Source organism: Microbispora oryzae, from assembly GCF_017896165.1.
Classification (GTDB): Bacteria; Actinomycetota; Actinomycetes; order Streptosporangiales; family Streptosporangiaceae; genus Microbispora; species Microbispora oryzae.
In genome coordinates, this window is the sequence record NZ_JAFCNB010000007.1 from 246,529 (window position 1) to 268,294 (window position 21,766).

Below are 21,766 nucleotides of genomic sequence, written 5' to 3' on the forward strand. Positions count from 1 at the left end.
CACTGATCCGCCCCTCACGGATGCCGGCGTCCGCCCCGGCCTCCGCGGACTGCCATCCAGGCGTCCAGTACCAGGCTTCGTCAGCTACACCTACCCGTTGGTCCGGCGGGCGGCGTGGACGAGGGCGCGGAAGAGGGGACCGTCCTCGTCGGCCTCGGGATGCCACTGGACGGCCAGGGCGAACGGGTGCCCGGTCACCTCGACGGCCTCGATCGTGCCGTCATCGGCGCGGGCGGTGACCTCAAGCCGGCCGGCCAGGCGGTCGACGGCCTGGTGGTGATAGTGGGCGGGGGTGAGATCGTCGCCCTGATAGATCTTGGCGAGCGAGGGCGCGAGCCGTACCGGGAGACGGCCGAACGTGCCGGGGGCGGGGGAGTGGCCGGGGTGGCCGACGACGTCGGGGAGGTGCTGGTGGAGCGTGCCGCCGAGGGCCACGTTGAGCACCTGGAGGCCCCGGCAGATCCCGAGGAACGGCAGCGCCGACTCCAGGGCCGCCGTCATCAGCCCAAACTCCGCCTCATCACGAAATTTCCGGACGTATCCGGTCTCGGGGGCCGGGGCGGCGCCGTACCGGGCGGGGTCGACGTCGCCCCCGCCCGCGACGATGAGCCCGTCCAGCCGTCCGGCGAGGTCGCGGGGCTCCCCGGCGGGCGGCAGGATGACCGGCTGGCCTGCCGCCCGCGCGATGTGCTCGACGTACATGTACGGCAGCAGCGCCGCCGGCATGTCCCAGACGGTGAACTTCGCCGGCTCGACGTAGCACGTCACGCCGATCACGGGACGGGCCATGGCATACCCCTTACAGCGGAGTGACGTACGCGCCGGAGATGCCGCCGTCCACGAGGAACTCGGAGGCGGTGATGAACGACGCGTCGTCAGAGGCGAGGAACGCGACGGCGGCGGCGATCTCCTCGGCCCGCGCGAACCGGCCGATGGGCACGTGGACGAGCCGCCGCTGCGCCCGCTCGGGGTCCTTGGCGAACAGCTCGCGCAGCAGCGGGGTGTCGACCGGGCCGGGGCAGAGGGCGTTCACCCGGATGCCCTCCCGGGCGAACTGCACGCCCAGCTCGCGGCTCATCGCCAGCACGCCGCCCTTGGAGGCGGTGTAGGAGATCTGCGAGGTGGCCGAGCCCATCACCGCGACGAACGACGCCGTGTTGACGATCGAGCCCCTGCCCTGCCGCCGCATGTACGGGATGACGTGCTTGCAGCACAGATAGACGCTGGTGAGGTTGACCTCCTGGACGCGCCGCCAGGCGTCGATCCCCGTCTCCAGGATCGAGTCGTCGTCCGGCGGGGAGATGCCCGCGTTGTTGAACGCGATGTCCACACTGCCGTACGTCTCGAAGGCGGTGGCGTACATCCGGACGACGTCGTCCTCGTTCGCCACGTCGGCCCGGACGAACAGGCCGCCGACCTCGTCGGCGGCCTTGGCTCCGGCGGTCTCGTCGAGGTCCGCCACCACCACCCGGGCGCCCTCCTCGGCGAACCGCCGGGCGGTGGCCAGCCCGATGCCACTGGCCGCGCCCGTGATGACGGCGACGCGGTCCTGCAAACGCTGCATGTGTCTACTCCGTGGAAATGAAGACGTTCTTGGTCTCGGTGAACGCGGCCAGCGCGTCGGGTCCGAGCTCGCGGCCGAGGCCGGACTGCTTGAATCCGCCGAAGGGCGTCCAGTAGCGGACGCTGGAGTGGGAGTTCACCGACAGGTTGCCCGCCTCGACCGCGCGGGACACCCGGAGCGCCCGGCCGACGTCGCGGGTCCAGATCGACCCCGACAGCCCGTACGGCGTCTCGTTGGCGATCCGCACCGCGTGCGCCTCGTCGTCGAACGGGACGACGGTGACGACGGGCCCGAAGATCTCCTCGGTGTGGGCCCGGTGGAAGGCCCCCGATCCCGCCGCGAGCGGGTCGAACCCGGCAGGGGCGGCCAGCACCGTCGGGGCGAACCAGTAGCCGGGGCCGTCCGGGCACGATCCCGTGGCGTACGGCTCCAGCCCGGCGACGTACGACGCCACGCGTTCGCGGTGCTCCGCGCTGATCAGCGGGCCCATCTGGGTGGCCTCGTCGCGGGGGTCGCCCACCCTGAGCGCGCGCACGGCCCCGGCGAGCCGTTCGAGGAACTCGTCGTGGACGGAACGCTCCACCAGGATGCGGGAGCGGGCGCAGCAGTCCTGGCCCGAGTTGTCGAAGACGGCCATCGGGGCCGAGGCGGCCGCCTTCTCCAGGTCGGAGTCGGCGAAGACGATGTTGGCGCTCTTGCCGCCAAGCTCCAGCGTCACCCGCTTCACCTGGGCGGCGGCCGTGGCCCCGATGAGCCTGCCGACCTCGGTCGAGCCGGTGAACACGATCTTCCGCACGTCGGGGTGCTCGACCAGCCGGGCGCCGGCCACCTCTCCCTCACCGGGCACGACCTGCAGCACGCCCTCGGGGAGGCCGGCCGCGAGGGCCAGCTCGGCCAGGCGCAGGGCGGTCAGCGGCGTCCACTCGGCGGGCTTGACGATCACCGTGTTGCCGGCGGCCAGCGCGGGGGCCACCCCCCACGTCATGATCATCATGGGGAAGTTCCACGGCACGATGATCGCCACGACGCCCAGCGGCTCGGAGAACGTCAGGTCGACGCCGCCGGGCACCGGGATCTGCCTGCCGTGGTCGCGCTCGGGGGCGCCGGCATAGAAGTCGAGCACGTCGCGGACGTTGCCCGCCTCCCAGCGGGCGTTGCCGATCGTGTGACCCGCGTTCGCGATCTCCAGCCCGGCCAGTTCATCGGCGTGGTCGTCCACGAGCCGGGCGAACCGCCGCAGCAGCCGGGCCCGGTCGCCGGGGGAGACCTCCCGCCAGGCGGGACCTGCCCTGCGGGCCCGCTCGACCGCGCGGTCGACCTCGGCCACGCCGGCCATCTCGACCTCGGCGATCACGGTCGCGGTCGCCGGATTGACTATCTTCACAGCCTCTCGAACCCCCGATAGAGCTCCCAGTCGGTGACCGCCGCGTCGAAGGCGGCCAGCTCGACCCTCGCACAGTTCGCATAGTGCTCGACGACATCCGCGCCGAAGACGTCCCTGGCCGGCGTCGAACCCTCCCACAGCGTCAGGGCGTCGCGCAGCGTACCCGGCACCCGCTCGGCGTCGGCGGCGTACGCGTTGCCGGTGAACGGGTCGCCGAGCGGCAGCTCCGCCTCGATGCCGTGCAGGCCCGCCGCGATCATCCCCGCCACCGCGAGGTAGGGGTTGACGTCGCCGCCGGGCACCCGGTTCTCCACCCGGAGGGAGGGGCCGTGGCCGACCAGCCGCAACGAGCAGGTCCGGTTGTCGACGCCCCACTTCACCGCCGTGGGGGCGAAGCTGCCCGGCACGAACCGCTTGTAGGAGTTGATGTTGGGCGCGTAGAGCAGGGTGAGCTCGCGCAGGAAGGCGAGCTGGCCCGCGATGAAGCGCCGTCCCGTCTCCGACAGGCCGTGCGGCCCGTCGCCGGCCATCACCGGCTCCCCGTCCTGGCCGCGCAGCGAGAGGTGGATGTGGCACGAGTTGCCCTCGCGCTGGTTCGGCTTGGCCATGAAGGTGATCGACCGGCCCTCCTGGGCGGCGATCTCCTTGGCGCCGTTCTTGTAGATGACGTGGTTGTCGCAGGTGGTGAGCGCGTCGGCGTACCGGAAGGCGATCTCGTGCTGACCGAGGTTGCACTCGCCCTTGGCCGACTCGACGTACAGGCCCGCGCCCTCCATGCCGAGCCTGATCTTCCGCAGCAGCGGCTCGATCCGCGCCGTGCCGAGCAGGGAGTAGTCGACGTTGTAGAGGTTGGCGGGCGTGAGGTCTCGATAGCCCCGCCGCCACGCCTGCTCGTAGCCGTCCTCGTAGACGCAGAACTCCAGCTCGGTGCCGACGTACGCGGTCCACCCGCGCTCGGCCAGGCGGTCGATCTGCCGGCGCAGGATCTGGCGCGGGGACGCGACGACGTCGGAGCCGTCCTGCCACACCAGGTCGGCCAGCAGCATGACGGTGCCCTCGTGCCACGGCACCGGGCGGAGAGTGGACAGGTCGGGCCTCATGACGAAGTCGCCGTACCCGCGCTCCCACGACGACATGGCGTAGCCGTCCACGGTGTTCATGTCGACGTCGACGGCGAGCAGGTAGTTGCACCCCTCCGCGGCGTGGTGGAGCACCTCGTCGAGGAAGTACCGGGCCGACAGCCGCTTGCCCTGCAGCCGTCCCTGCATGTCGGTGACGGCGAGGAGCACGGTGTCCACCCGTCCCGCGTCCACCTCGCCGCGTAGCCGGTCCACGCTCAGCACGGCGCCTCCTGTCCAAAAGTCTGGAACCAGACCAATGAGGGGCATGCAAGCACCATGACACCGGCTGAGTCAACAGCACACGGTGGGTTAACCTCGGCCGTGGGGCGGGAGATCGGAGCGGGAGGGACGGCAGTCATGGGCGGCGCGCCGACGGGCCTGGGGGTCACGGGGAGCCTCGCGCTGCTGCGGCCGGTCCGCTCGGGCAACGCCTTCGAGGAGACGGTCGAGCGGCTGCTCCAGGCGATCAAGCTCGGCGTCGTCCCGTACGGCGGCAAGCTGCCTCCCGAGCGCGAGCTCGCCGCTCAGCTCGGCATCAGCAGAGTCACCCTCCGGGAGGCCATCCGGGCCCTGCAGGACGCCGGCTACCTCGACGTCCGGCGCGGCCGTTACGGCGGCGCGTTCGTGGTCTACCGGCCGCCTCACCCGCGCATGGGCGATCTGCGCAGAGCGGTCAACGAGATGGGCCAGTCGGACCTCGAGGACGCGCTGACCTTCCGCATGGCGGTCGAGTGCGGCGCGGCCCAGGTGCTCGCCGGCGCCCGGCTGACCGACGCGCAGCGCGAGACCCTGACCGCGACACTCGACGGGGTGAACGAGGCGGCGCCGGACGACTACCGCCGGAAGGACATCGCGTTCCATCTGGCCATCGCCGAGCTGTCCGGCTCTCCGCTGCTGGCCGCCGCCTGCGCGGACGCCCGCCTGCGGGTGACCGGCCTGCTCAACGCGATTCCGGTGCTCCGTCCCAACATCGAGCACGCGGCGGCGCAGCACGCCGCCATCGCCGCGGCGATCCTGGCCGGCGACCCCGAGGCCGCCCGCCGTGCGGTCGCCGAGCATCTGGAGGGTACGGCGGCGCTGTTGCGCGGCTTCCTCGCCTGATGGGCGAAATGGCCTGTTTGCGCTCCTTGATTTTTAAATCCGTCCTGAGGGTATTTATCCGCTCGTACGTAATCCGGGGTGGGAGGTCGGGCAAATGGAGTCGCGGGCGCGTTTCAGGTTCCAGAAAATGGCGGCCGAGCTGAAACAGGAGGCGGCCCAATTGACCGGAGACCGGCTGATGGCCGCCGAGGCCCGCACCGAGGAGGCCGAGGCCCGTCTCTGCCTGACCTGGTACGAGATCACGGACGCGACCCGGGAGATGCGCCTCCTCTACGGCGTCCCGGGATGACGGCGCCCCCCGGGGATGTCCCGGGGCGGCTCCGCTGAGATGGCGAAGCCGTGAGCAGCCTTTACACCGGCCCACAGCTTGTCCCTACCGGAGATCGGGAACTCCCGGTGATGCGTAACCTCTCCTTCACCACCGCCCGGTCTCCGGGGTGACGCGCGTGCGGGCGCGTCGGCGGCCGGGCACGAGGCGGGGCGTCCCCTCCCGGGGCCGCCCCGCCTCACGCACGCCGGGCTCAACCGGTCAGATGGCGCATGGATCGGACCGACCAGCGCAGCGTGATCAGCGCCAGCGCGAGCATCAGGGCGAACGCGACGGCGACGTGCGCGGTCGCCAGGTGCCCGGCGAACAGCTCCCGGCCCGCCTCGACCGTGTGGTAGAGCGGATTGACCTTCGCCACCGCCTGCATCCAGGCCGGCGCCAGCGACATCGGCAGCAGGATCCCGGTGAAGAGGATCAGCGGCAGGGCGAAGAACTGCATGATCTGCGACATGCCGTTCTCGTCGCGCAGCGCCAGGGCCAGGCCGTACGACAGGCCGGAGGCGAAGACGCCGGTGAGGGCCATGAGCACGAGCATGATCGCCACGCCGGGGAGGCTGGGCCGCATCCCCATCAGCAGGGCCACAGCCACGATGACCAGGGCCTGGACCACCAGCACGATCATGTCTCGCAGCGTGCGGCCGAGGACGATGGCGGGCCGCGCCGCCGGGCTCGCGGCGAGCCGTTCGAGCACGCCGCCCCGGATCTCGGCGATCATCCCGAAGCCCACGAAGAGCGAGCCGAACAGGGCGATCATCACCATCACGCCGGGGGTGAACTGCCGGAGCGTCTCGGCGGTGGGCACGCCCGGAGTCGTGTTGGCCAGCAGGGGTGCGAACAGCAGCAGGTAGAGGATCGGCTGGAGGATGCCGAACAGCGGCCAGACGGGGTTGCGGAGGGTGTTCCTCAGCTCGTACGCGAGGAACAACCCGGTGTGCTTTATCACGTCATCACCTCGGGGGGAGGACACCGGCCGGGACGTTCAGGCCGGTTCGGGGACGGGAGACGGGGACGGGAGACGGGGACGGGAGACGGGGCCGGAGACGGGAGATCAGGCGGCGTCGCGGAGAGAGCGGCCGGTCCGGTGGAGGAACACGTCGTCGAGCGTCGCCCGTTCGAGGGCGACGCCGGTCAGCGCCACGCCACTCTCGGCGAGCCGGCCAAGCAGGCGGGGCAGCGCGGCCTCGCCGTCGTCCACGTAGACCCGCAGCGGCTCGCCCGGCCGGATCTCCCGCACGTACGGCAGGCCGGCCAGCGCGCGCTCCGCCGCGCTCCCGTCGTCCGTCCGCAGGGTGACGACGTCGGCGGCGACCTCGCGCTTCAGCTCCGCCGGGGTGCCCTCGGCCACCACGACGCCGTGATCGATGATCGCGAGCCGGTCGCACAGGGCGTCGGCCTCGTCCAGGTAGTGGGTGCTGAGCAGCACACTGGTGCCCTGCTCGCGCAGCCCTCTGATCTGGTCCCACAGGTTGGCCCGGTTCTGCGGGTCGAGACCGGTCGTCGGCTCGTCCAGGAACAGCAGCGGCGGCCGATGGACCAGGCCGAGCGCGAGCGCCACCCGACGCTTCTGGCCGCCGGACAGCGTCCTGGCCGGGCGGTCGGCTAAGCCCGTCAGGTCGAAGGCCGCCAGCATCTCCTCGGTCCGGGCGGCGGCGTCCCGAGGGGACAGCCCGTTGACGCGCGCGGCCAGCATCAGGCCGGCCCGCGCGCCGTTGTTCTCGTCCACGCCGCCCGCCTGGCCGACGTATCCGATGTTCTCCCGCACCCGCTCCGGCGCGGTCAGCAGGTCGTGCCCGGCCACCGTCGCGGTGCCCCCTGTGGGGACCACGAGCGTGGCGAGCATCCGGATGGTCGTGGTCTTGCCCGCGCCGTTCGGGCCGAGGACGCCGAAGATCTCGCCGTCGCGTACGGCGAGGTCGACTCCTCTGACGGCCTCGACGTCGGCGGGGGCGGAGCCGCGCCGGCCCTTCGTGCGATAGGTCTTGCGCAGTCCGTGCGCATCGATGATCACTTGGTCCTCCTGGTGAGGGGGGTCAGGGGAGGTCGCCGTCCTCGATCAGCGCGGTGGCGCGCTCCACCCAGTCGAGCTGGGCCTGATATTCGGCGGCCGTCAGCCGCAGGCACTCGTCGATGTGCCGGGGGGCGTTCGCGGCGTGCTTGGCCCGCAGGGCCCGTTCGATCTGGGCGAAGCCCTCGCGGAGCCGTCCGGCCCGCTCGGCGGCGGCGGCCAGCAGGTCGGCCCTGGGCAGGCGGTCCATGAAGGTCACCGCGACCAGGAACGGGTCCACGATCGGCATGATCTCCGACCAGTGCTCCCGCAGCCGCCGGTCGAACTCCTCGCGCCCGGCCGGGGTGATCCCGTAGACGGTCCGGCCACCTCGGGACCGCGTTCCGGCGTCGACCACCTCGAGCAGGCCTTCCTTCGCCATCGCGGCCAGCGCGTGATAGATCGACCCGAACGCCACGTTCGCCCAGTTGGCCGTGCCCCACAGCTCCAGCTTCCTGCGCACCTCGTAGCCGTGGAGCGGCCCGTCAAGAAGCACGCCCAGGATCAGCACCCGCGTCGATGACATATTCAAATTTATATACAAATTTGCATAGCCAGGCAACACCCGAGTCGGGCCCTCCTGGTGTTCGGCTCCCCTCGTGGCGGGAATGGGCCGTACGAGCAGGTGGAGCAGGCGTGCGCGCCCGGCACGGGCACGGCGGGCCGGAAGAGCGGAGATCACGATCTAAGGTGAGTTCCATGTCCGAACGACCGACAGCGCTCGTGACGGGCGCCTCCCGAGGGGTGGGTGCGGCCGTCGCCCGGGCCCTCGCGCCGACCCACGACCTGTTCCTCGGCGGGCGCGACGGCACGGCGCTTGACGCCCTGTGCGCCGAGCTTCCCGGCGCGCGGCCCTGGGCCGTCGAACTGATCGGCGTCATCGAGGAGGACGTCGAGGGGATCGACCGGCTCGACCTGCTCGTCCACAGCGCCGGCGTCGCCCGGATCGGGCCCCTCGCCGACACCTCCGTCGACGTCTGGCGTCGCACCATGGAGGTGAACGTGATCGCCGTGGCCGAGCTGACCCGTCTGCTGCTGCCCGCGCTCCGGGTCGCCCGCGGCCACGTCGTGCTGGTCAACTCCGGGGCCGGGCAGCGGGCCAACCCCGACTGGGGGGCCTACGCCGCCAGCAAGTTCGCCCTGCGGGCCTACGCCGACGTGCTGCGCGAGGAGGAGAGCGCGCACGGCGTCCGGGTCACCACGGTCTACCCGGGGCGGATCGACACCGACATGCAGCGGGACGTCCGCGAACAGGAGGGCGGGCCGTACGAACCGCACCGCTACCTGCGCGCGGAGTCCGTGGCGAGCGCCGTGATGACCGCCGTGACCGCGACGCCCGACGCGCACATCACCGAGATCACCGTACGACCCTCGGCCGGTCCGAGCCGATGAACGCGCCCACGGCCTACTGGTGCGAGATGGCGTGGCTGCCACCCGGCGAGGCCGTGGAGAGCGTGTACGTCGCCGTCGACGGCCGGCGCCTTGGGGAGATCCGCACGGGGGTGCCCGCGCCGCCCGGCGCCGTACGGCTGGCCGGCCTGACCCTGCCTGGGCTGGCCGACTGCCACTCCCACGCCTTCCACCGGGCGCTGCGCGGGCACACCCAGACCGAGCGGGGCAGTTTCTGGACCTGGCGCCGGCAGATGTACGGCGTCGCCGCGGCGCTCGACCCGGACGGCTACGAGGAGCTGGCCACCGCCGCGTACGCGGAGATGGCGCTCGCCGGCGTCACGTGCGTGGGCGAGTTCCACTACCTGCACCACCAGAACGGCGGGGCGCGGTACGGCGACCCCAACGCGATGGGCCACGCGCTGGTGCGGGCGGCCGGCCGGGCCGGGCTGCGGATCTGCCTGCTCGACGCCTGCTACCTCACGGGCGGAATCGGCGAGGCACTCAGCGGGGTTCAGCTCCGCTTCGGCGACGGGGACGCGGACCGGTGGGCCGAACGGGCCGAGCGGCTGGCCCTCGCCTACCAGGACGACGAGGACGTCCAGATCGGCGCCGCCATCCACTCCGTGCGGGCGGTGCCGCCGGAGCAGATGCGGGTCCCGGCCGAGTTCGCCCACCGGTACACGGCGCCCCTGCACGCCCACGTGTCCGAGCAGCGGGCCGAGAACGAGGCGTGTGTGGAGGCGTATTCGGCGACGCCGGTCCAGGTGCTGCACGAGCACGGCGTGCTCGGACCGCGCTCCACCGCCGTGCACGCCACGCACCTGTCGGACGTCGACGTGGCCCTGCTCGGCGGCTCCACCACGCATGTGTGCATGTGCCCGACCACCGAGCGCGACCTCGGCGACGGCATCGGCCCGGCCCGCCGGCTGCTGGAGGCCGGCGCCCCGATCACCCTCGGGTCCGACAGCCAGGCCGTCGTCGACCTGTTCGAGGAGGCCCGCGCGGTCGAGCTGCACGAGCGGCTGGCCACCGCGGAGCGCGGCCACTGGCAGGCCGCCGAGCTGCTGCACGCCGCGACCGCCGCCGGCCACGCCTCGGTGGGCTTCCCGGACGCCGGATGCCTGGTCCCGGGGGCACGCGCCGACCTCGTCTCCGTGCGCCTCGACTCCGTCCGCACGGCCGGGGCCACCAGGAGGACCGCGGCCGAGTGCGTCGTGTTCGCGGCGACCGCCTCCGACGTCCACTCGGTGGTGTCCGGGGGCCGCAGGGTGGTCGTGGACGGCCGTCACGCGCTCGGCGACGTGGGCGCGCTGCTCGCCACCGCGATCGCCCGGGTGCGCCCCTGACCCGCTGGGCGGGAACGTTGTCGCCGGGAGGGTTTGCGCCGGGCGCGCCCCGGCGATGATCAGTAATCGTGGAATCACGCGGCATGACATCGACGGTCTTCATCGGCATCGGACAGCTGTTCACCGCGGATCCCGAGTGCGCGGAGATCGAGGACGCCGCGCTCGTGGCGGAGGGCGGGCTCGTCCGCTGGATCGGCCGGTCCGCGGACGCCCCCGCCGCGGACGAGCGGATCGACGTCGAGGGGCGTGCCGTCATCCCGGGCTTCGTCGACAGCCACGCGCATCTGGTCTTCGCCGGCGACCGCACGGCCGAGTTCGCCGCCCGGATGGCGGGCGAGCCCTACACGGCCGGGGGAATCGCCGCCACCGTCGCCGCCACCCGCAGGGCCGGCGTCCCGCGGCTGGTCACCACCACCGCCCGCCTGGTCGCCGAGATGCTCATGCAGGGCACCACGACGGTCGAGATCAAGAGCGGCTACGGCCTCACGGTCACGACGGAGCGGGAAAGTCTGGAGATCGCCGCCCAGTTCACCCCCGAGACCACGTTCCTCGGCGCCCACGTGGTGCCGCCCGGCGCCGGCGCCGACGACTACGTCCGCCTCGTCAGCGGCCCCATGCTGGAGGCGTGCGCGCCGTTCGCCAAGTGGGTGGACGTGTTCTGCGAGCGCGGCGCGTTCGACGAGGACCAGAGCAGGCACGTGCTGACGCAGGGCATCAAGGCCGGGCTTGCGCCCCGGGTCCACGCCAACCAGCTCGGCCCCGGGCCGGGGGTCCGGCTGGCCTGCGAGCTCGGCGCCGCGTCGGCCGACCACTGCACCCACCTGACGGACGGAGACGTGGCGGCGCTGGCGGGCAGCGGGGTGGTCGCCACCCTGCTGCCGGGGGCCGAGTTCTCCACCCGTTCGCCGTACCCGGACGCCCGGAGGCTGCTGGACGCGGGCGTCACGGTCGCGCTGGCCACCGACTGCAATCCCGGCTCGTCGTTCACCAGTTCGATGCCGTTCTGCGTCGCGCTGGCCGTGCGCGAGATGCGGATGACGCCGCGCGAGGCGATGTGGGCGGCGACCGCGGGCGGCGCCCGGGCCCTGCGCCGGACCGACGTCGGGACGCTGCGGGTGGGCGCCCGCGCCGACCTCGTGGTGCTCGACGCGCCGTCGTACGTCCACCTCGCCTACCGGCCGGGGGTGCCCCTCGTCGCCCAGGTGTGGCGTGGCGGTCGCCAGGTCGTCTGAGCGGGTCCCCGGGCAGGCCGGAACATTTTCCGCGCGTGCGCATCCTCCCTGGGGAGGAACCGGAAACCATTCTGCGGTCGTATTAATTGAGGGAATCTTTGCCCAGGGTGAGCCGTTCTTTGGGTAAGGACCGGGGAGCCGGGATTGGCCGCGCCGAAGGGGGCGGGCGCGCCCGGATAACCGGTTCCGCAACGGGCATATCGCGGCGCGGCGGAACGAGGTGCCATCGAATGGCGACGGGGAATCGGACGCAGGAACAGTACGTTGCCGAGCGGGATCTGCTGGGGACGTACCTGGCCGAGATCGGACGGGTTCCACTCCTGACCGCGGAGCAGGAGGTGGAGCTCGCCAAGCGCATCGAGGCCGGCCTGTTCGCCGAGCAGCTCCTCGACGGCGGGCGGCCCGAGCCGAAGACCGCGGACGCGACGGACGAGGAGCTGGAGCGCATCGCGGTGTCCGGCCGGCGGGCCAAGGACGAGTTCATCCAGGCCAACCTGCGTCTTGTGGTGGCGGTGGCCCGGAAGTACTCCGGGCGGGGGATGCCGCTGATCGACCTGGTCCAGGAGGGGAACCTGGGCCTGGTCCGGGCCGTGGAGAAGTTCGACTACCGGCGGGGGTACAAGTTCTCGACGTACGCCACCTGGTGGATCCGGCAGTCGGTGGGGCGTTCGATCCACGAGCAGGCGCGCCCGGTCCGGCTGCCCACCCACGCGGGCGAGCAGATGACCCGGCTGATGCGCGTGCGCAGGGACATGCTGGCGGAGCTCGACGTGGAGCCGACCGACGCCGACCTGGCCGAGGTGCTCGACCTGCCGATCGAGCGGGTGCAGGAGCTGCGCCGCTGGGCGTCCGACCCGGTGTCGCTTCAGCTGGGCGTCGGCGAGGAGGACGAGACCGAGCTCGGCGACATGATCGCGGACGAGACTTGGGCCGACCCCGAGCAGCAGGCGATGGCGACGCTGGAGAAGGAGCGCCTGGAGGAGTGGCTCACCGGCCTCGAAGGTCAGATGCAGGAGATGCTGCGCTGGCGTTACGGCCTGGTCGACGGACGCGAGCACACGCTGACCGAGGTGGGGGAGCGTTACGGCATCGGCCGTGACCGGGCCCGCCGCCTGGAGCGGGACGCCCTCGTCCGCCTGCGGAAGATGGCCTCCGCGGCGGCCTGATCACGAATTGGCCGGCCCTTCACCGAACGCGCACCTCTAGCGGGTGCGCGTTTTTCCCTCCCAAGCCCTGTCCGAAACCTGGCCGAAACAAGCATCACATGGGTTTCACACATGTGAAACACGCAGAGTCCCGGCCTGAAACGGCAGAAGAACACGCTGTCGCCAACGTCAGTGCGCCAGCCGGTCGACGGTGCCCGGGAGGAAGTCACTGAGGGAAGTGATAAAGGGCCACACGCCAAATTGTAAGGAGGGCCGCGTCGGTGAAGATCGATACCGGCACCACCGCCTGGATGATCACAGCCACTGCGCTCGTGCTGCTGATGACCCCCGGGCTCGCGTTCTTCTATGGGGGCATGACCAGGGCCAAGAGCGTCCTGAACATGATGATGATGTCGTTCGTGAGCATCATCACTGTGACCATCGCGTGGGTGCTGTACGGGCACTCGCTGGCGTTCGACGCCTTCGGCGACGGTGACAACTTCATCAACAAGCTCATCGGCGGCGGGGACGCCTTCGGGCTGCAGAGCCTGGTCGACACGGCCACCAAGGACGACGGCACGGGCATGCCGAGCCTGGTGTTCTCGGCCTTCCAGCTGACCTTCGCCATCATCACCGTCGCGCTCATCAGCGGCGCCATCGCCGACCGGGCGAAGTTCGGCGCGTGGGTCGTCTTCGGCATCGCGTGGGCGACGCTTGTCTACTTCCCGGTGGCCCACTGGGTGTGGGGCGGCGGCTGGCTGGCCGGTCTCGGCATCGAGGACTTCGCCGGAGGCACGGTCGTCCACGTCAACGCCGGTGCCGCGGGCCTCGCGCTCGCGTTCGTGCTCGGCAAGCGCACCGGCTGGCGCAAGGACCCGATGCGCCCGCACAACCTCACGCTGGTCCTGCTCGGCGTCGGCCTGCTGTGGTTCGGCTGGTTTGGCTTCAACGCGGGCTCGGAGCTGGCCGTCGACGGCACCGCCGGTCTCGCGTTCATGAACACCCAGGTCGCCACGGCCGCCGCGGCCGGGGCGTGGATCCTCGTGGAGAAGCTGCGCGACGGTCACTCCACCACGCTCGGCGTCGCCTCCGGCGCGGTCGCCGGCCTGGTCGCCATCACTCCCGCCTGTGGCTTCATCGACCCCTGGGCCGCGGTCCTGCTTGGCGCCATCGCCGGCGCGGTCTGCGCCTACGCCGTGGGCATGAAGTACCGCTTCGGCTTCGACGACTCGCTCGACGTGGTCGGCGTCCACCTGGTCGGCGGCGCGATCGGCGCCGTCTCGCTCGGCATCCTCGCCCGCTACCCCTTCGCCCCCGGCCAGAACAAGGGTCTCCTCTACGGCGGCCCGATCTCCCAGCTCGGCGTGCAGGCCCTCGGCCCTGTCGCGGTCGGCCTCTACTCCTTCATCATGGCGTATGTCATCGGGAAGATCATCGACAAGACGATGGGCTTCCGCATCGAGCAGGAGGACGAGGTCACCGGCATCGACATCACCACCCACGCCGAGACCGGCTACGACCTCGGCACCGTTCACTCCTCGGGAGTGGCGTCCGTCAACGGCCCCGTCCCCGCTGAGGCGAAGAAGGTCGACGCATGAAACTCATCACGGCAGTCATCAAGCCGTTCAAGCTCGACGACGTGAAAGCGGCGCTGGAGCAGTTCGGCATCAAGGGCATGACGGTCTCCGAGGCCAGCGGCTACGGCCGGCAGCGGGGCCACACCGAGGTCTACCGCGGCGCCGAGTACCAGGTCGACCTGGTGCCCAAGGTCCGTCTCGAGGTCCTCGCCGAGGAGGACGACGCGGAGGACGTCATCGACGTCATCGTGAAGGCCGCGCAGACCGGCAAGATCGGTGACGGCAAGGTCTGGTCCGTGCCGGTGGACACGGTTGTCCGGGTCCGGACCGGGGAGCGCGGACCCGAGGCGCTGTAACCGGATGATGAGAGGGGAGACTCGCTCTTTCGCCTCCGCGCGGAAGGACCGCGTCGCGGACATCGACAGGTGGCTGACCGACCTGTTCCGCACGGCCGCCACCCGTCCGTACGCCCAGGACGGGCGGAGCGGACCGGGAGGGAAGGGCGGGTTTCCCGACGACCGCGGCTCCGCCGGCCCCCACGGGATCGGCGGGGTCGCACTGGTCGCGGTCGGCAGCCTGGGGCGGGGCGAGCTCGCCCCGGGCAGCGACCTCGACCTGGTCCTGCTGCACGACGGCCGGGGTGACGTGGCCCGTGTCGCCGACCGGATCTGGTACCCGATCTGGGACTCCGGAGTCGGTCTCGACCACTCCGTCCGCACGGTCGAAGAGGCCGTGAAGGTGGCGCGCGAGGACATGAAGGCCGTGCTCGGCCTGATCCAGGCACGGCACATCGTCGGCGACCCCGAGCTCACGCGGGCGGCCCGCGAGGCCGTTCTCGCCGAATGGCGGGCCGACTCCCGCCGCCGGCTGGGCGAGCTGCGAGCCGCGGCGGACAAGCGCGCGGAGGCCGCCGGCGAGCTGGCCTTCCTCCTCGAACCCGACCTCAAGGACTCCAGGGGCGGCATCCGCGACGTACAGGCGATGCAGGCCGTGGCCGCCGCCTGGGTCGCGTCGGCGCCAGGACCCCGCGTCCGCGAGGCGTACGAACTGCTGCTGGACATCCGGCACGGGCTCCACCTGGTCACGGCGCGCGGGACCGACCGCCTGGTCCTGCAGGAGCAGGACGCCGTCGCCGGCACGCTCGGCCTGCTCGACGCGGAGGCGCTGATGCGCCGTCTCGCCGAGGCCGGCCGCACCATCTCGCACGCCTTCGACGCCACGTGGCGCACGGTCGACCGGCTGCTCACCGGCCCCGCGCCGCGCGGCAGGCGGCCGCTCGCCGACGGCGTGGTCGAGCACGGCGGCGAGGTCGTCCTGGCCAGGGGCGTCAACCCGCGGACCGACCCGACGCTCGTGCTGCGCGCGGCGGCAGCGGCGGCGGAGGCGGGCCTGCCGCTCGCACCGGCCACCGTGTCGGCTCTCGCGGCCCAGTCGCCGCCGATGCCGGTCCCCTGGCCCGAGGAGGCGAGGGGAGCTCTCGTCGCGCTGCTCGGCGCCGGTCGTGCCGCCGTCCCGGTGTGGGAGGAGCTCGACCAGGCCGGATTCCTCGTCCGGCTCATCCCCGACTGGGAGCGGGTGCGGCACCGCCCGCAGCGCAACCCGGTGCACCGCTACACCGTCGACCGGCACCTCATCGAGACCGCGGCGGGGGCGGCCTCCTACACCCGCGAGGTGTCCCGCCCCGACCTGCTGCTCATCTCCGCGCTGCTGCACGACGTCGGCAAGGGCTGGCCGGGCGACCACTCGACGACCGGCGAGGTCGTGGCGCGCGACATCGGCACGCGGATGGGCCTGCCGCCCGCGGACGTCGAGGTGCTGGCCACCGTGGTCCGTCACCATCTGCTGCTGCCCGAGACCGCCACGCGCCGTGACCTGGAAGACCCCGTCACCATCGAGAGGGTCGCCGAGGCGGTCGGCTCACGCGAGGTCCTCGAACTGCTGGCCGCGCTCGCCGTCGCCGACGGGAACGCCACGGGTCCGGCCGCGTGGAACGCCTGGAAGGCGTCCCTCGTCGCCGACCTGGTCAGACGGGTCAGGTCCGTGCTGTCCGGCACGCCGCCGGCGCCCGCTCCCGTCCTGTCCGAGGAGCAGGCCGCGCTGGCCCGGCACGGCGGCGGCGCCATACGGGTGAACGGGAGCGCGGTCACGGTCGTCGCCCCCGACCGTCCGGGCCTGCTCTGGCGCGCCGCCGGCGTGCTCGCCGCGCACCGGATGGTCGTCAGGTCCGCGTCCGCGGCCTCAGCCGGAGCCACCGCGGTCATCGAGTTCGTCGTGGTGCCCGAGTACGGCACGCCGCCCGACCCCGCGACGCTGGAGGCCGACCTTCGGCTGGTCCTCGCCGGTCGCCTCGACATCGAGCAGCGGCTGGCCCGGCGGACGAGTTCGATGCGCCCGCCCCGGGTTCCGGTGGCGCCGCCGCGGGTGACGCTCGTCGACGACGCCTCCACCACGGCCACCGTCGTCGAGGTGCGCGCGCACGACCGGCCGGGTCTGTTGTGGCGCATCGGGCGCGCGTTCGGCGAGTGCGGCGTCGACGTGCGCGCCGCCCGGGTCGAAACCCTGGGCGCGGAGGCGGTCGACGTGTTCTACGTCGCCGATCGCGCAGGTCAGCCGCTTACGGACGAGCGCCAGCGGCAGCAGGTGCGTGAATACGTCCTCGCCGCACTTCGCTAGAGAGATGAGACGATCTTCTCACCTCTTGGTAACAATTGAGATGCTCCGCTGGGGGTAAGGCCCCGAGCCATCATGACCTTGTGGTCGAATTGTCCCCGCTTATATAGCTGTGTCACTTCATGCCGTCCAGACGCGTGAAGGCAGCGGAAAGATGGCGGGGCCGGTGAGCATGAGGCAGTCCACAACCGATAACCGCAGGCGGGGGAGTCGTCTGTCGCCGCGGCGATGGCGGGTCCCGACCCGTCTGACCGCCCTGATCGTCGCCCCCACACTGGTCGCGGTGCTGCTCGCGGGCGTCAGGGTCGTCGGCTCGATCGACAGCCTCAACGGTTATCAGAGGACCAGGTCGGCGGCCGAATACTCGCTGCACCTGCGAGACCTCGCGCAGCAGCTCGGCCTGGAACGCGACCTGGCGGTGTGGAGCGCGGGCAACCGCACGCGGAAGTTCAACATCGACGGGCAGACGGAGATCACCCGGGCGCAGCAGCGCGCGGTGGTCGACCCGCTGGTCGAGCAGGTGCGGGCGGACCTCGCGAACATCGACCTCGCGTTCGGCGCCCGCGCGGTGGAGCAGGCGCAGCAGGCGGCCAGCCGTCTCGACAGCCTCAAGAACAACCGCGTCAACGGCGCTCCGGAGAACTACAACTTCATCATCGCCAACCTCCTCCGTCTGCACGACGACCTCAGCGAGAACGACGACGACGCCCAGATCGTCGGCAACGAGCAGGCGCTGAGCGGCATCGCGCACGCCAAGGAGGAGGTGTCCCTCCAGCGGGCCATGCTCAGCCGGGAGCTGCTCGAACGGCACCAGACGTTCACGACCGTCGAGCTGCAGGACTTCCTCGCCTCGCAGTCGCGGCAGCAGGGCTACCTCGCCACGTTCTATTCGGAGGCGCCGTCGTCGGAGAGCACCCGCCTGGTGACACTCCTCGGCGACAAGGACGTGGTCACCAGCGAGCTCACCAAGTCATGGGCGATCACCCTGGGTCTGCGGAACCAGTCCATGAGCACCTACCGCGGCAGGGACGTGACCCTCCAGCGGTGGTTCCAGGAGAGCACGAAGACCATCACGCAGATGCACACGGTCGAGCAGCGCGTCTCGGCCGTGGTGCTCGCCCGCGCCCGCGACCTGCAGTCCGCCGAGCAGCGCAACGCGCTCATCGCCGGTGGTCTCATCCTCGCCCTGCTGCTCCTCGTCCTCGCCACCACCGTGCTCATCGCGCGGTCGATGGTGACGCCGCTGCGCCGGCTGCGCGCCGAGGCGCTCGACATCGCCGGACGGCGGCTGCCCGACACGGTACGCAGCATGCGTGAGTCCGACGACACGGGCAACGCACCCCAGGTCGAGCCCATCGCCGTCGGCACCGAGGACGAGATCGGCGAAGTCGCGCAGGCGTTCGACGAGGTCCACGCCCAGGCCGTGCGCCTCGCGGCCGAGGAGTCGCGCCTGCGCGCGAACGTCAACGCCATGTTCGTCAACCTGTCGCGCCGTACGCAGACGCTCGTGGAGCGGCAGATCTCACTGATCGACGGCCTGGAGCGCGGCGAGGAGGACGGCAACCGCCTGTCCGACCTGTTCAAGCTCGACCACCTCGCCACCCGCATGCGCCGCAACAGTGAGAACCTCCTGGTCCTCGCGGGTCACGAAGCGCCGCGCAAGCGCAGCCAGCCCGCCCGGCTGGTCGACGTCGTGCGGGCCTCCCTGTCGGAGGTCGAGGACTACGAGCGCGTCGTCGTCCGGGTCCACCGCAACATCGCGCTCGCCGGCCACGCGGCCAACGACGTCGTCCACCTGCTCGCCGAGCTGGTGGAGAACGCCATCGCCTTTTCACCGCGCAACACCAAGGTCGTCGTGTCGAGCAGCCCGGTGGAGGGCGGGGCCGTGATGCTCGGGGTGACGGACGCCGGCATCGGCATGTCGCCGGAGGAGATGGCCGAGATCAACCGGCGGCTCGCCGAGCCACCCACGATCGACGTGTCCGTCTCCCGGCGCATGGGCCTCTTCGTGGTCGGCCGCCTGGCGCTCCGCCACGGCATCCGGGTCCAGCTCCGGCGCGGCGACGGCGCGGGTGTCATCGCCATGGTGCTGTTCCCCGCCCAGCTCGTCAGCAGCGCCGACCAGGCCGCGGCACCCGGACAGCCCGCGGTGCCCGAACAGGTCGTGGCGGCCGCGCAGCCGGCGGGCGGCCCTCCGGTACGGCAGGCCTTCGGCGACCCCGGGCCCGGCGGTCCCGCCGGCGGCTTCGAGCCGTGGGCCGCGGGACGCGGACGCGGCGGGCTCCCGGTCCGCCGCCCGGCGGCGCCGGCCGAGGACGGGCCCTTCGGGCCGGTTCCGGCGCAGCCCGGCTTGTCCGGCACGACGCCCGCGGACCGGCACGGCGACGGCGAGACTCCGCCCGGCGCCTTCGGCCCCTTCACTCCCTTCGGCGCGTCGCCGGCCCAGCCCTCTCAGCCTCCGCAGCCCGCGTCACCGCTCTCCGCGCCCGCGCCGGGCGGCCTCGACCAGTTCGGCCAGTTCGGGCAGCTCGGCCAGCCCTCCGGCCCGCACGCGATGCCGGGTCAAGGCGCGGTCTCGCCGGGGGTTCCGGCGTTCGGTGAGCCGTCCGGCCCCCACACGCTGCCGGGTCGCGGCGCGCCCTCGCCCGGAGTGCCGGCGTTCGGCGAGCCGTCCGGCCCGCACGCGATGCCCGGACCGTTCGGCGAGCCGTCCGGAACCGACGACCAGCCGGAGGAGCCGCCGCTGTTCGGCCGCCGCCCCGGCAGGGCCGCCGCCGCCTTCACCGAGCACTCGGGGGCGTTCACCGAGCACTCCGGGGCTTTCACCGTGGCCGACGCCGGCTCCGTCACCGGGCCGCTGCCCAAGATCGACGACTCGCCCCTGGAGCAGGGCGACGAGTTCCTGCCGATCTTCGCCTCCGTCGAGTCGGCCTGGTTCCGGCGGCCGGTCCCCGGAGAGGCGGTAGTTCCGCCACGTCCCGACGGCGCGCCGCCGTCCGCACCGCCGTCCGCGCAGGCTCCGTCCGGGCCGCCGTCCGCGCAGGCCCCGCGACGCCCGGCCTCCGCGCCCACCGCGGACGGCGGCGGCGCCGGTCAGGGCGGCGCCGGTCAGGGCGGCGCCGGTCAGGGCGGGCCCGAGGGCGGGTGGCGGTCGCAGGCCGACACCGGCTTCCAGGCGGCCGCGAGCGCCAGGGACCCCCAGCTGGGAGGCGTCACCTCGGCGGGCCTGCCCAAGCGGACCCCCAAGGCCAACCTGGTGCCGGGATCCGTGGGAGCGCCGGGGCCCGCGGCGGCCCCTCCGCGACCGCCGATGTCGGCCGACGCGGTACGCAACCGTCTTTCCAGCTTCCAGCAGGGCGTACGGCGGGGCCGGGCCGAAGCGGCCGACGGCCTCACCCAAGGGTCGGGAAATGAGGAGGAGAGCTCGTGAGTGAGCTGAGCGTGGAAGCACGCAGGTTCGACTGGCTGATCACCGAGTTCGTGGGCAGCACGCCGGGTGTGGCGCACGCCGTGGTGGTGTCGTCGGACGGGCTGCGGCTGGCGCAATCGGACGGCTTCCCGCCGGACCGCGCCGACCAGCTCGCGGCGGTCGCCGCCGGCCTGCTCAGTCTCACCGTCGGCGCCTCGCGGGTGTTCGAGGGCGGCTCGGTGACCCAGACGGTCGTCGAGATGCAGCGGGGGCTGCTGCTGGTCATGGCGATCAGCGACGGCTCCTGCCTCGCCGTGCTGGCGGCCCCCGACTGCGACATGGGCCTGGTGGCCTACCAGATGACCCTGCTCGTCGAGCGGGCCGGTCAGGTACTCACCCCGGCGCTGCGCGCCGAGCTCCAGACGTCGCGTCGATGACAGGGCCGGGTGAGGGGCGTGCGGCCAGGTGACGGGACAGAGGACGAGCCTCTGTTCCGTCCGTATGCCGTCACCGGTGGGCGATCCGAGCCGCGTTACCACATGGCGATGGAAACCCTCGTATCATCGGTGACCTTGAAGAGCGATGACTATTCCATGCTCACCCCGGAGCAGGAATCGATCATGATGCTATGTCGTTCTGTACGATCGGTCGCGGAGATCTCGGCGCTGCTGCGGGTCCCGCTCGGCGTGGCCCGTGTGCTCATCGCCGACATGGCCGACGAGGGTCTGGTCCGCCTGCACGTGCCGCAGCTCAACAAGGGACAGCCAGACCTCAACCTGCTCGAAAGGGTGCTCAGTGGACTACGCAGGCTCTAGTCGTGGTCTTACCTCGACGAAGATCGTCGTGGCGGGTGGGTTCGGCGTCGGCAAGACGACCTTCGTCGGGGCCGTCTCCGAGATCCTGCCCCTCACCACGGAGGCGGTGATGACCGACGCCAGCGCGGGCATCGACGACCTCGGCCTCACACCGAACAAGACGACGACGACCGTCGCCATGGACTTCGGCCGGCTCTCGCTGGACCAGGACCTGATCCTGTATCTGTTTGGCACACCGGGCCAGCACCGCTTCTGGTTCATGTGGGACGACCTCGTCCGAGGCGCCATCGGCGCCGTCGTGCTGGTGGACAGCAGGCGGCTGGCCGACTGCTTCCCGGCCATCGACTACTTCGAGGAGGCCCAGCTTCCCTTCCTGGTGGCCATGAACGGCTGGGAGGGGCAGTTCCTCCACTCGGAGGAGGAGGTCCGCGAGGCGCTCTCCCTGCCGCCCCACGTTCCCGTCGTGCGGACCGACGCCCGCTCCCGGGATGCGGTGAAGTCCACGCTCATCAGCCTGGTCGAGTATGTGCTCACCGTCCGGGCGGCGTACGGGAGGTCGTTCTGACGTATGTGCGGACAACAGGGGTGGCACCAGTAGGTGTCGCCCCTTCGTTGTTATCTGGACATCTCACGCTTGC

General features: G+C 71.9%; 20 protein-coding genes. 13 read left to right on the forward strand and 7 right to left on the reverse strand.

Annotated elements, in window-relative coordinates; translation table 11 throughout:
- Positions 1-90: 90 nt before the first annotated feature.
- The 4 genes from JOL79_RS15755 to JOL79_RS15770 are packed head-to-tail and all read right to left on the reverse strand — an operon-like array spanning position 91 to position 4,336.
- Positions 91-789, reverse strand: coding sequence for a gamma-glutamyl-gamma-aminobutyrate hydrolase family protein (locus JOL79_RS15755; RefSeq protein WP_210156561.1), 699 nt, complete (start codon positions 787-789; stop codon positions 91-93).
- A gap of 10 nt (positions 790-799) precedes the next feature.
- Positions 800-1,564, reverse strand: a complete 765-nt coding sequence (locus JOL79_RS15760; RefSeq protein ID WP_210156562.1) for a 3-oxoacyl-ACP reductase — start codon at positions 1,562-1,564, stop codon at positions 800-802.
- A gap of 4 nt (positions 1,565-1,568) precedes the next feature.
- The gene (locus JOL79_RS15765) at positions 1,569-2,900 is read right to left on the reverse strand and encodes an aldehyde dehydrogenase family protein (protein WP_230984878.1); all 1,332 of its coding nucleotides are present in this window, start codon (positions 2,898-2,900) and stop codon (positions 1,569-1,571) included.
- Positions 2,901-2,944: 44 nt separating this feature from the next.
- On the reverse strand, positions 2,945-4,336 hold the full coding sequence (locus JOL79_RS15770) for a glutamine synthetase family protein (protein ID WP_210156564.1): 1,392 nt from the start codon (positions 4,334-4,336) through the stop codon (positions 2,945-2,947).
- Positions 4,337-4,426: 90 nt separating this feature from the next.
- On the opposite strand from JOL79_RS15770, the gene JOL79_RS15775 reads away from it, so the two are divergent.
- Both JOL79_RS15775 and JOL79_RS15780 read left to right on the forward strand, forming a co-directional pair.
- Positions 4,427-5,170: a FadR/GntR family transcriptional regulator gene (locus tag JOL79_RS15775; RefSeq protein WP_210156565.1), complete on the forward strand. Its 744-nt coding sequence runs from the start codon at positions 4,427-4,429 to the stop codon at positions 5,168-5,170.
- A 127-nt stretch (positions 5,171-5,297) separates the two neighbouring features.
- Entirely contained in the window at positions 5,298-5,459 is a 162-nt protein-coding gene (locus tag JOL79_RS15780) for a hypothetical protein (RefSeq protein ID WP_210156566.1), read from the forward strand.
- 232 nt (positions 5,460-5,691) lie between these two features.
- Here the strand turns inward: JOL79_RS15780 and JOL79_RS15785 are convergent, their stop codons facing one another.
- From JOL79_RS15785 to JOL79_RS15795, 3 genes are all read right to left on the reverse strand, one after another.
- On the reverse strand, positions 5,692-6,441 hold the full coding sequence (locus JOL79_RS15785; protein WP_210156567.1) for an ABC transporter permease: 750 nt from the start codon (positions 6,439-6,441) through the stop codon (positions 5,692-5,694).
- 105 nt (positions 6,442-6,546) lie between these two features.
- Entirely contained in the window at positions 6,547-7,506 is a 960-nt protein-coding gene (locus tag JOL79_RS15790) for an ATP-binding cassette domain-containing protein (protein WP_307848539.1), read from the reverse strand.
- Between the two features lie 22 nt (positions 7,507-7,528).
- Complete coding sequence (locus tag JOL79_RS15795; RefSeq protein WP_210156568.1) at positions 7,529-8,068, reverse strand: PadR family transcriptional regulator; 540 nt, start codon at positions 8,066-8,068, stop codon at positions 7,529-7,531.
- A gap of 173 nt (positions 8,069-8,241) precedes the next feature.
- On the opposite strand from JOL79_RS15795, the gene JOL79_RS15800 reads away from it, so the two are divergent.
- The 11 genes from JOL79_RS15800 (at position 8,242) to JOL79_RS15850 (ending at position 21,693) form a co-directional block, all read left to right on the forward strand.
- Positions 8,242-8,934 carry an SDR family oxidoreductase gene (locus JOL79_RS15800; RefSeq protein WP_210156569.1) on the forward strand — a complete coding sequence of 231 codons (693 nt, stop codon included), beginning with the start codon at positions 8,242-8,244 and terminating at the stop codon, positions 8,932-8,934.
- Positions 8,931-10,280, forward strand: coding sequence for a formimidoylglutamate deiminase (locus tag JOL79_RS15805; protein WP_210156570.1), 1,350 nt, complete (start codon positions 8,931-8,933; stop codon positions 10,278-10,280). Before JOL79_RS15800 ends, JOL79_RS15805 begins: the two co-directional genes overlap by 4 nt.
- Before the next feature lie 83 nt (positions 10,281-10,363).
- On the forward strand, positions 10,364-11,512 hold the full coding sequence (gene hutI, locus JOL79_RS15810; protein WP_210156571.1) for an imidazolonepropionase: 1,149 nt from the start codon (positions 10,364-10,366) through the stop codon (positions 11,510-11,512).
- Positions 11,513-11,742: 230 nt separating this feature from the next.
- Positions 11,743-12,678 carry a sigma-70 family RNA polymerase sigma factor gene (locus tag JOL79_RS15815; protein ID WP_210156572.1) on the forward strand — a complete coding sequence of 312 codons (936 nt, stop codon included), beginning with the start codon at positions 11,743-11,745 and terminating at the stop codon, positions 12,676-12,678.
- A 260-nt stretch (positions 12,679-12,938) separates the two neighbouring features.
- Entirely contained in the window at positions 12,939-14,255 is a 1,317-nt protein-coding gene (locus JOL79_RS15820) for an ammonium transporter (RefSeq protein WP_307848540.1), read from the forward strand.
- The gene (locus tag JOL79_RS15825) at positions 14,252-14,590 is read left to right on the forward strand and encodes a P-II family nitrogen regulator (RefSeq protein ID WP_203887678.1); all 339 of its coding nucleotides are present in this window, start codon (positions 14,252-14,254) and stop codon (positions 14,588-14,590) included. The genes JOL79_RS15820 and JOL79_RS15825 overlap by 4 nt, the downstream gene beginning before the upstream one ends.
- A gap of 7 nt (positions 14,591-14,597) precedes the next feature.
- A complete protein-coding gene (locus JOL79_RS15830; RefSeq protein WP_210156573.1) occupies positions 14,598-16,907 on the forward strand; it encodes a [protein-PII] uridylyltransferase in 2,310 nt (769 codons plus the stop codon).
- Positions 16,908-17,076: 169 nt separating this feature from the next.
- Positions 17,077-20,334 (forward strand): sensor histidine kinase, encoded by a 3,258-nt coding sequence (locus tag JOL79_RS15835; RefSeq protein WP_210156574.1) that lies wholly within the window; start codon positions 17,077-17,079, stop codon positions 20,332-20,334.
- A complete protein-coding gene (locus tag JOL79_RS15840; protein WP_372446779.1) occupies positions 20,331-20,750 on the forward strand; it encodes a roadblock/LC7 domain-containing protein in 420 nt (139 codons plus the stop codon). The genes JOL79_RS15835 and JOL79_RS15840 overlap by 4 nt, the downstream gene beginning before the upstream one ends.
- 18 nt (positions 20,751-20,768) lie before the next feature.
- Positions 20,769-21,128, forward strand: coding sequence for a DUF742 domain-containing protein (locus JOL79_RS15845; RefSeq protein ID WP_210156575.1), 360 nt, complete (start codon positions 20,769-20,771; stop codon positions 21,126-21,128).
- Complete coding sequence (locus JOL79_RS15850; RefSeq protein ID WP_210156576.1) at positions 21,109-21,693, forward strand: GTP-binding protein; 585 nt, start codon at positions 21,109-21,111, stop codon at positions 21,691-21,693. The genes JOL79_RS15845 and JOL79_RS15850 overlap by 20 nt, the downstream gene beginning before the upstream one ends.
- Positions 21,694-21,766 lie beyond the last annotated feature (73 nt).

What these genes read in the sequence shown, in the direction of transcription:
- JOL79_RS15755 (WP_210156561.1), bottom strand. Translation starts at nt 789, where the DNA reads ATGGCCCGTCCCGTGATCGGCGTGACGTGCTACGTCGAGCCGGCGAAG.
- JOL79_RS15760 (WP_210156562.1), bottom strand. Translation starts at nt 1,564, where the DNA reads ATGCAGCGTTTGCAGGACCGCGTCGCCGTCATCACGGGCGCGGCCAGT.
- JOL79_RS15765 (WP_230984878.1), bottom strand. Translation starts at nt 2,900, where the DNA reads ATGGCCGGCGTGGCCGAGGTCGACCGCGCGGTCGAGCGGGCCCGCAGG.
- JOL79_RS15770 (WP_210156564.1), bottom strand. Translation starts at nt 4,336, where the DNA reads ATGCCCCTCATTGGTCTGGTTCCAGACTTTTGGACAGGAGGCGCCGTG.
- JOL79_RS15775 (WP_210156565.1), top strand. Translation starts at nt 4,427, where the DNA reads ATGGGCGGCGCGCCGACGGGCCTGGGGGTCACGGGGAGCCTCGCGCTG.
- JOL79_RS15780 (WP_210156566.1), top strand. Translation starts at nt 5,298, where the DNA reads ATGGCGGCCGAGCTGAAACAGGAGGCGGCCCAATTGACCGGAGACCGG.
- JOL79_RS15795 (WP_210156568.1), bottom strand. Translation starts at nt 8,068, where the DNA reads ATGTCATCGACGCGGGTGCTGATCCTGGGCGTGCTTCTTGACGGGCCG.
- JOL79_RS15800 (WP_210156569.1), top strand. Translation starts at nt 8,242, where the DNA reads ATGTCCGAACGACCGACAGCGCTCGTGACGGGCGCCTCCCGAGGGGTG.
- JOL79_RS15805 (WP_210156570.1), top strand. Translation starts at nt 8,931, where the DNA reads ATGAACGCGCCCACGGCCTACTGGTGCGAGATGGCGTGGCTGCCACCC.
- hutI (WP_210156571.1), top strand. Translation starts at nt 10,364, where the DNA reads ATGACATCGACGGTCTTCATCGGCATCGGACAGCTGTTCACCGCGGAT.
- JOL79_RS15815 (WP_210156572.1), top strand. Translation starts at nt 11,743, where the DNA reads ATGGCGACGGGGAATCGGACGCAGGAACAGTACGTTGCCGAGCGGGAT.
- JOL79_RS15825 (WP_203887678.1), top strand. Translation starts at nt 14,252, where the DNA reads ATGAAACTCATCACGGCAGTCATCAAGCCGTTCAAGCTCGACGACGTG.
- JOL79_RS15830 (WP_210156573.1), top strand. Translation starts at nt 14,598, where the DNA reads ATGAGAGGGGAGACTCGCTCTTTCGCCTCCGCGCGGAAGGACCGCGTC.
- JOL79_RS15835 (WP_210156574.1), top strand. Translation starts at nt 17,077, where the DNA reads ATGAGGCAGTCCACAACCGATAACCGCAGGCGGGGGAGTCGTCTGTCG.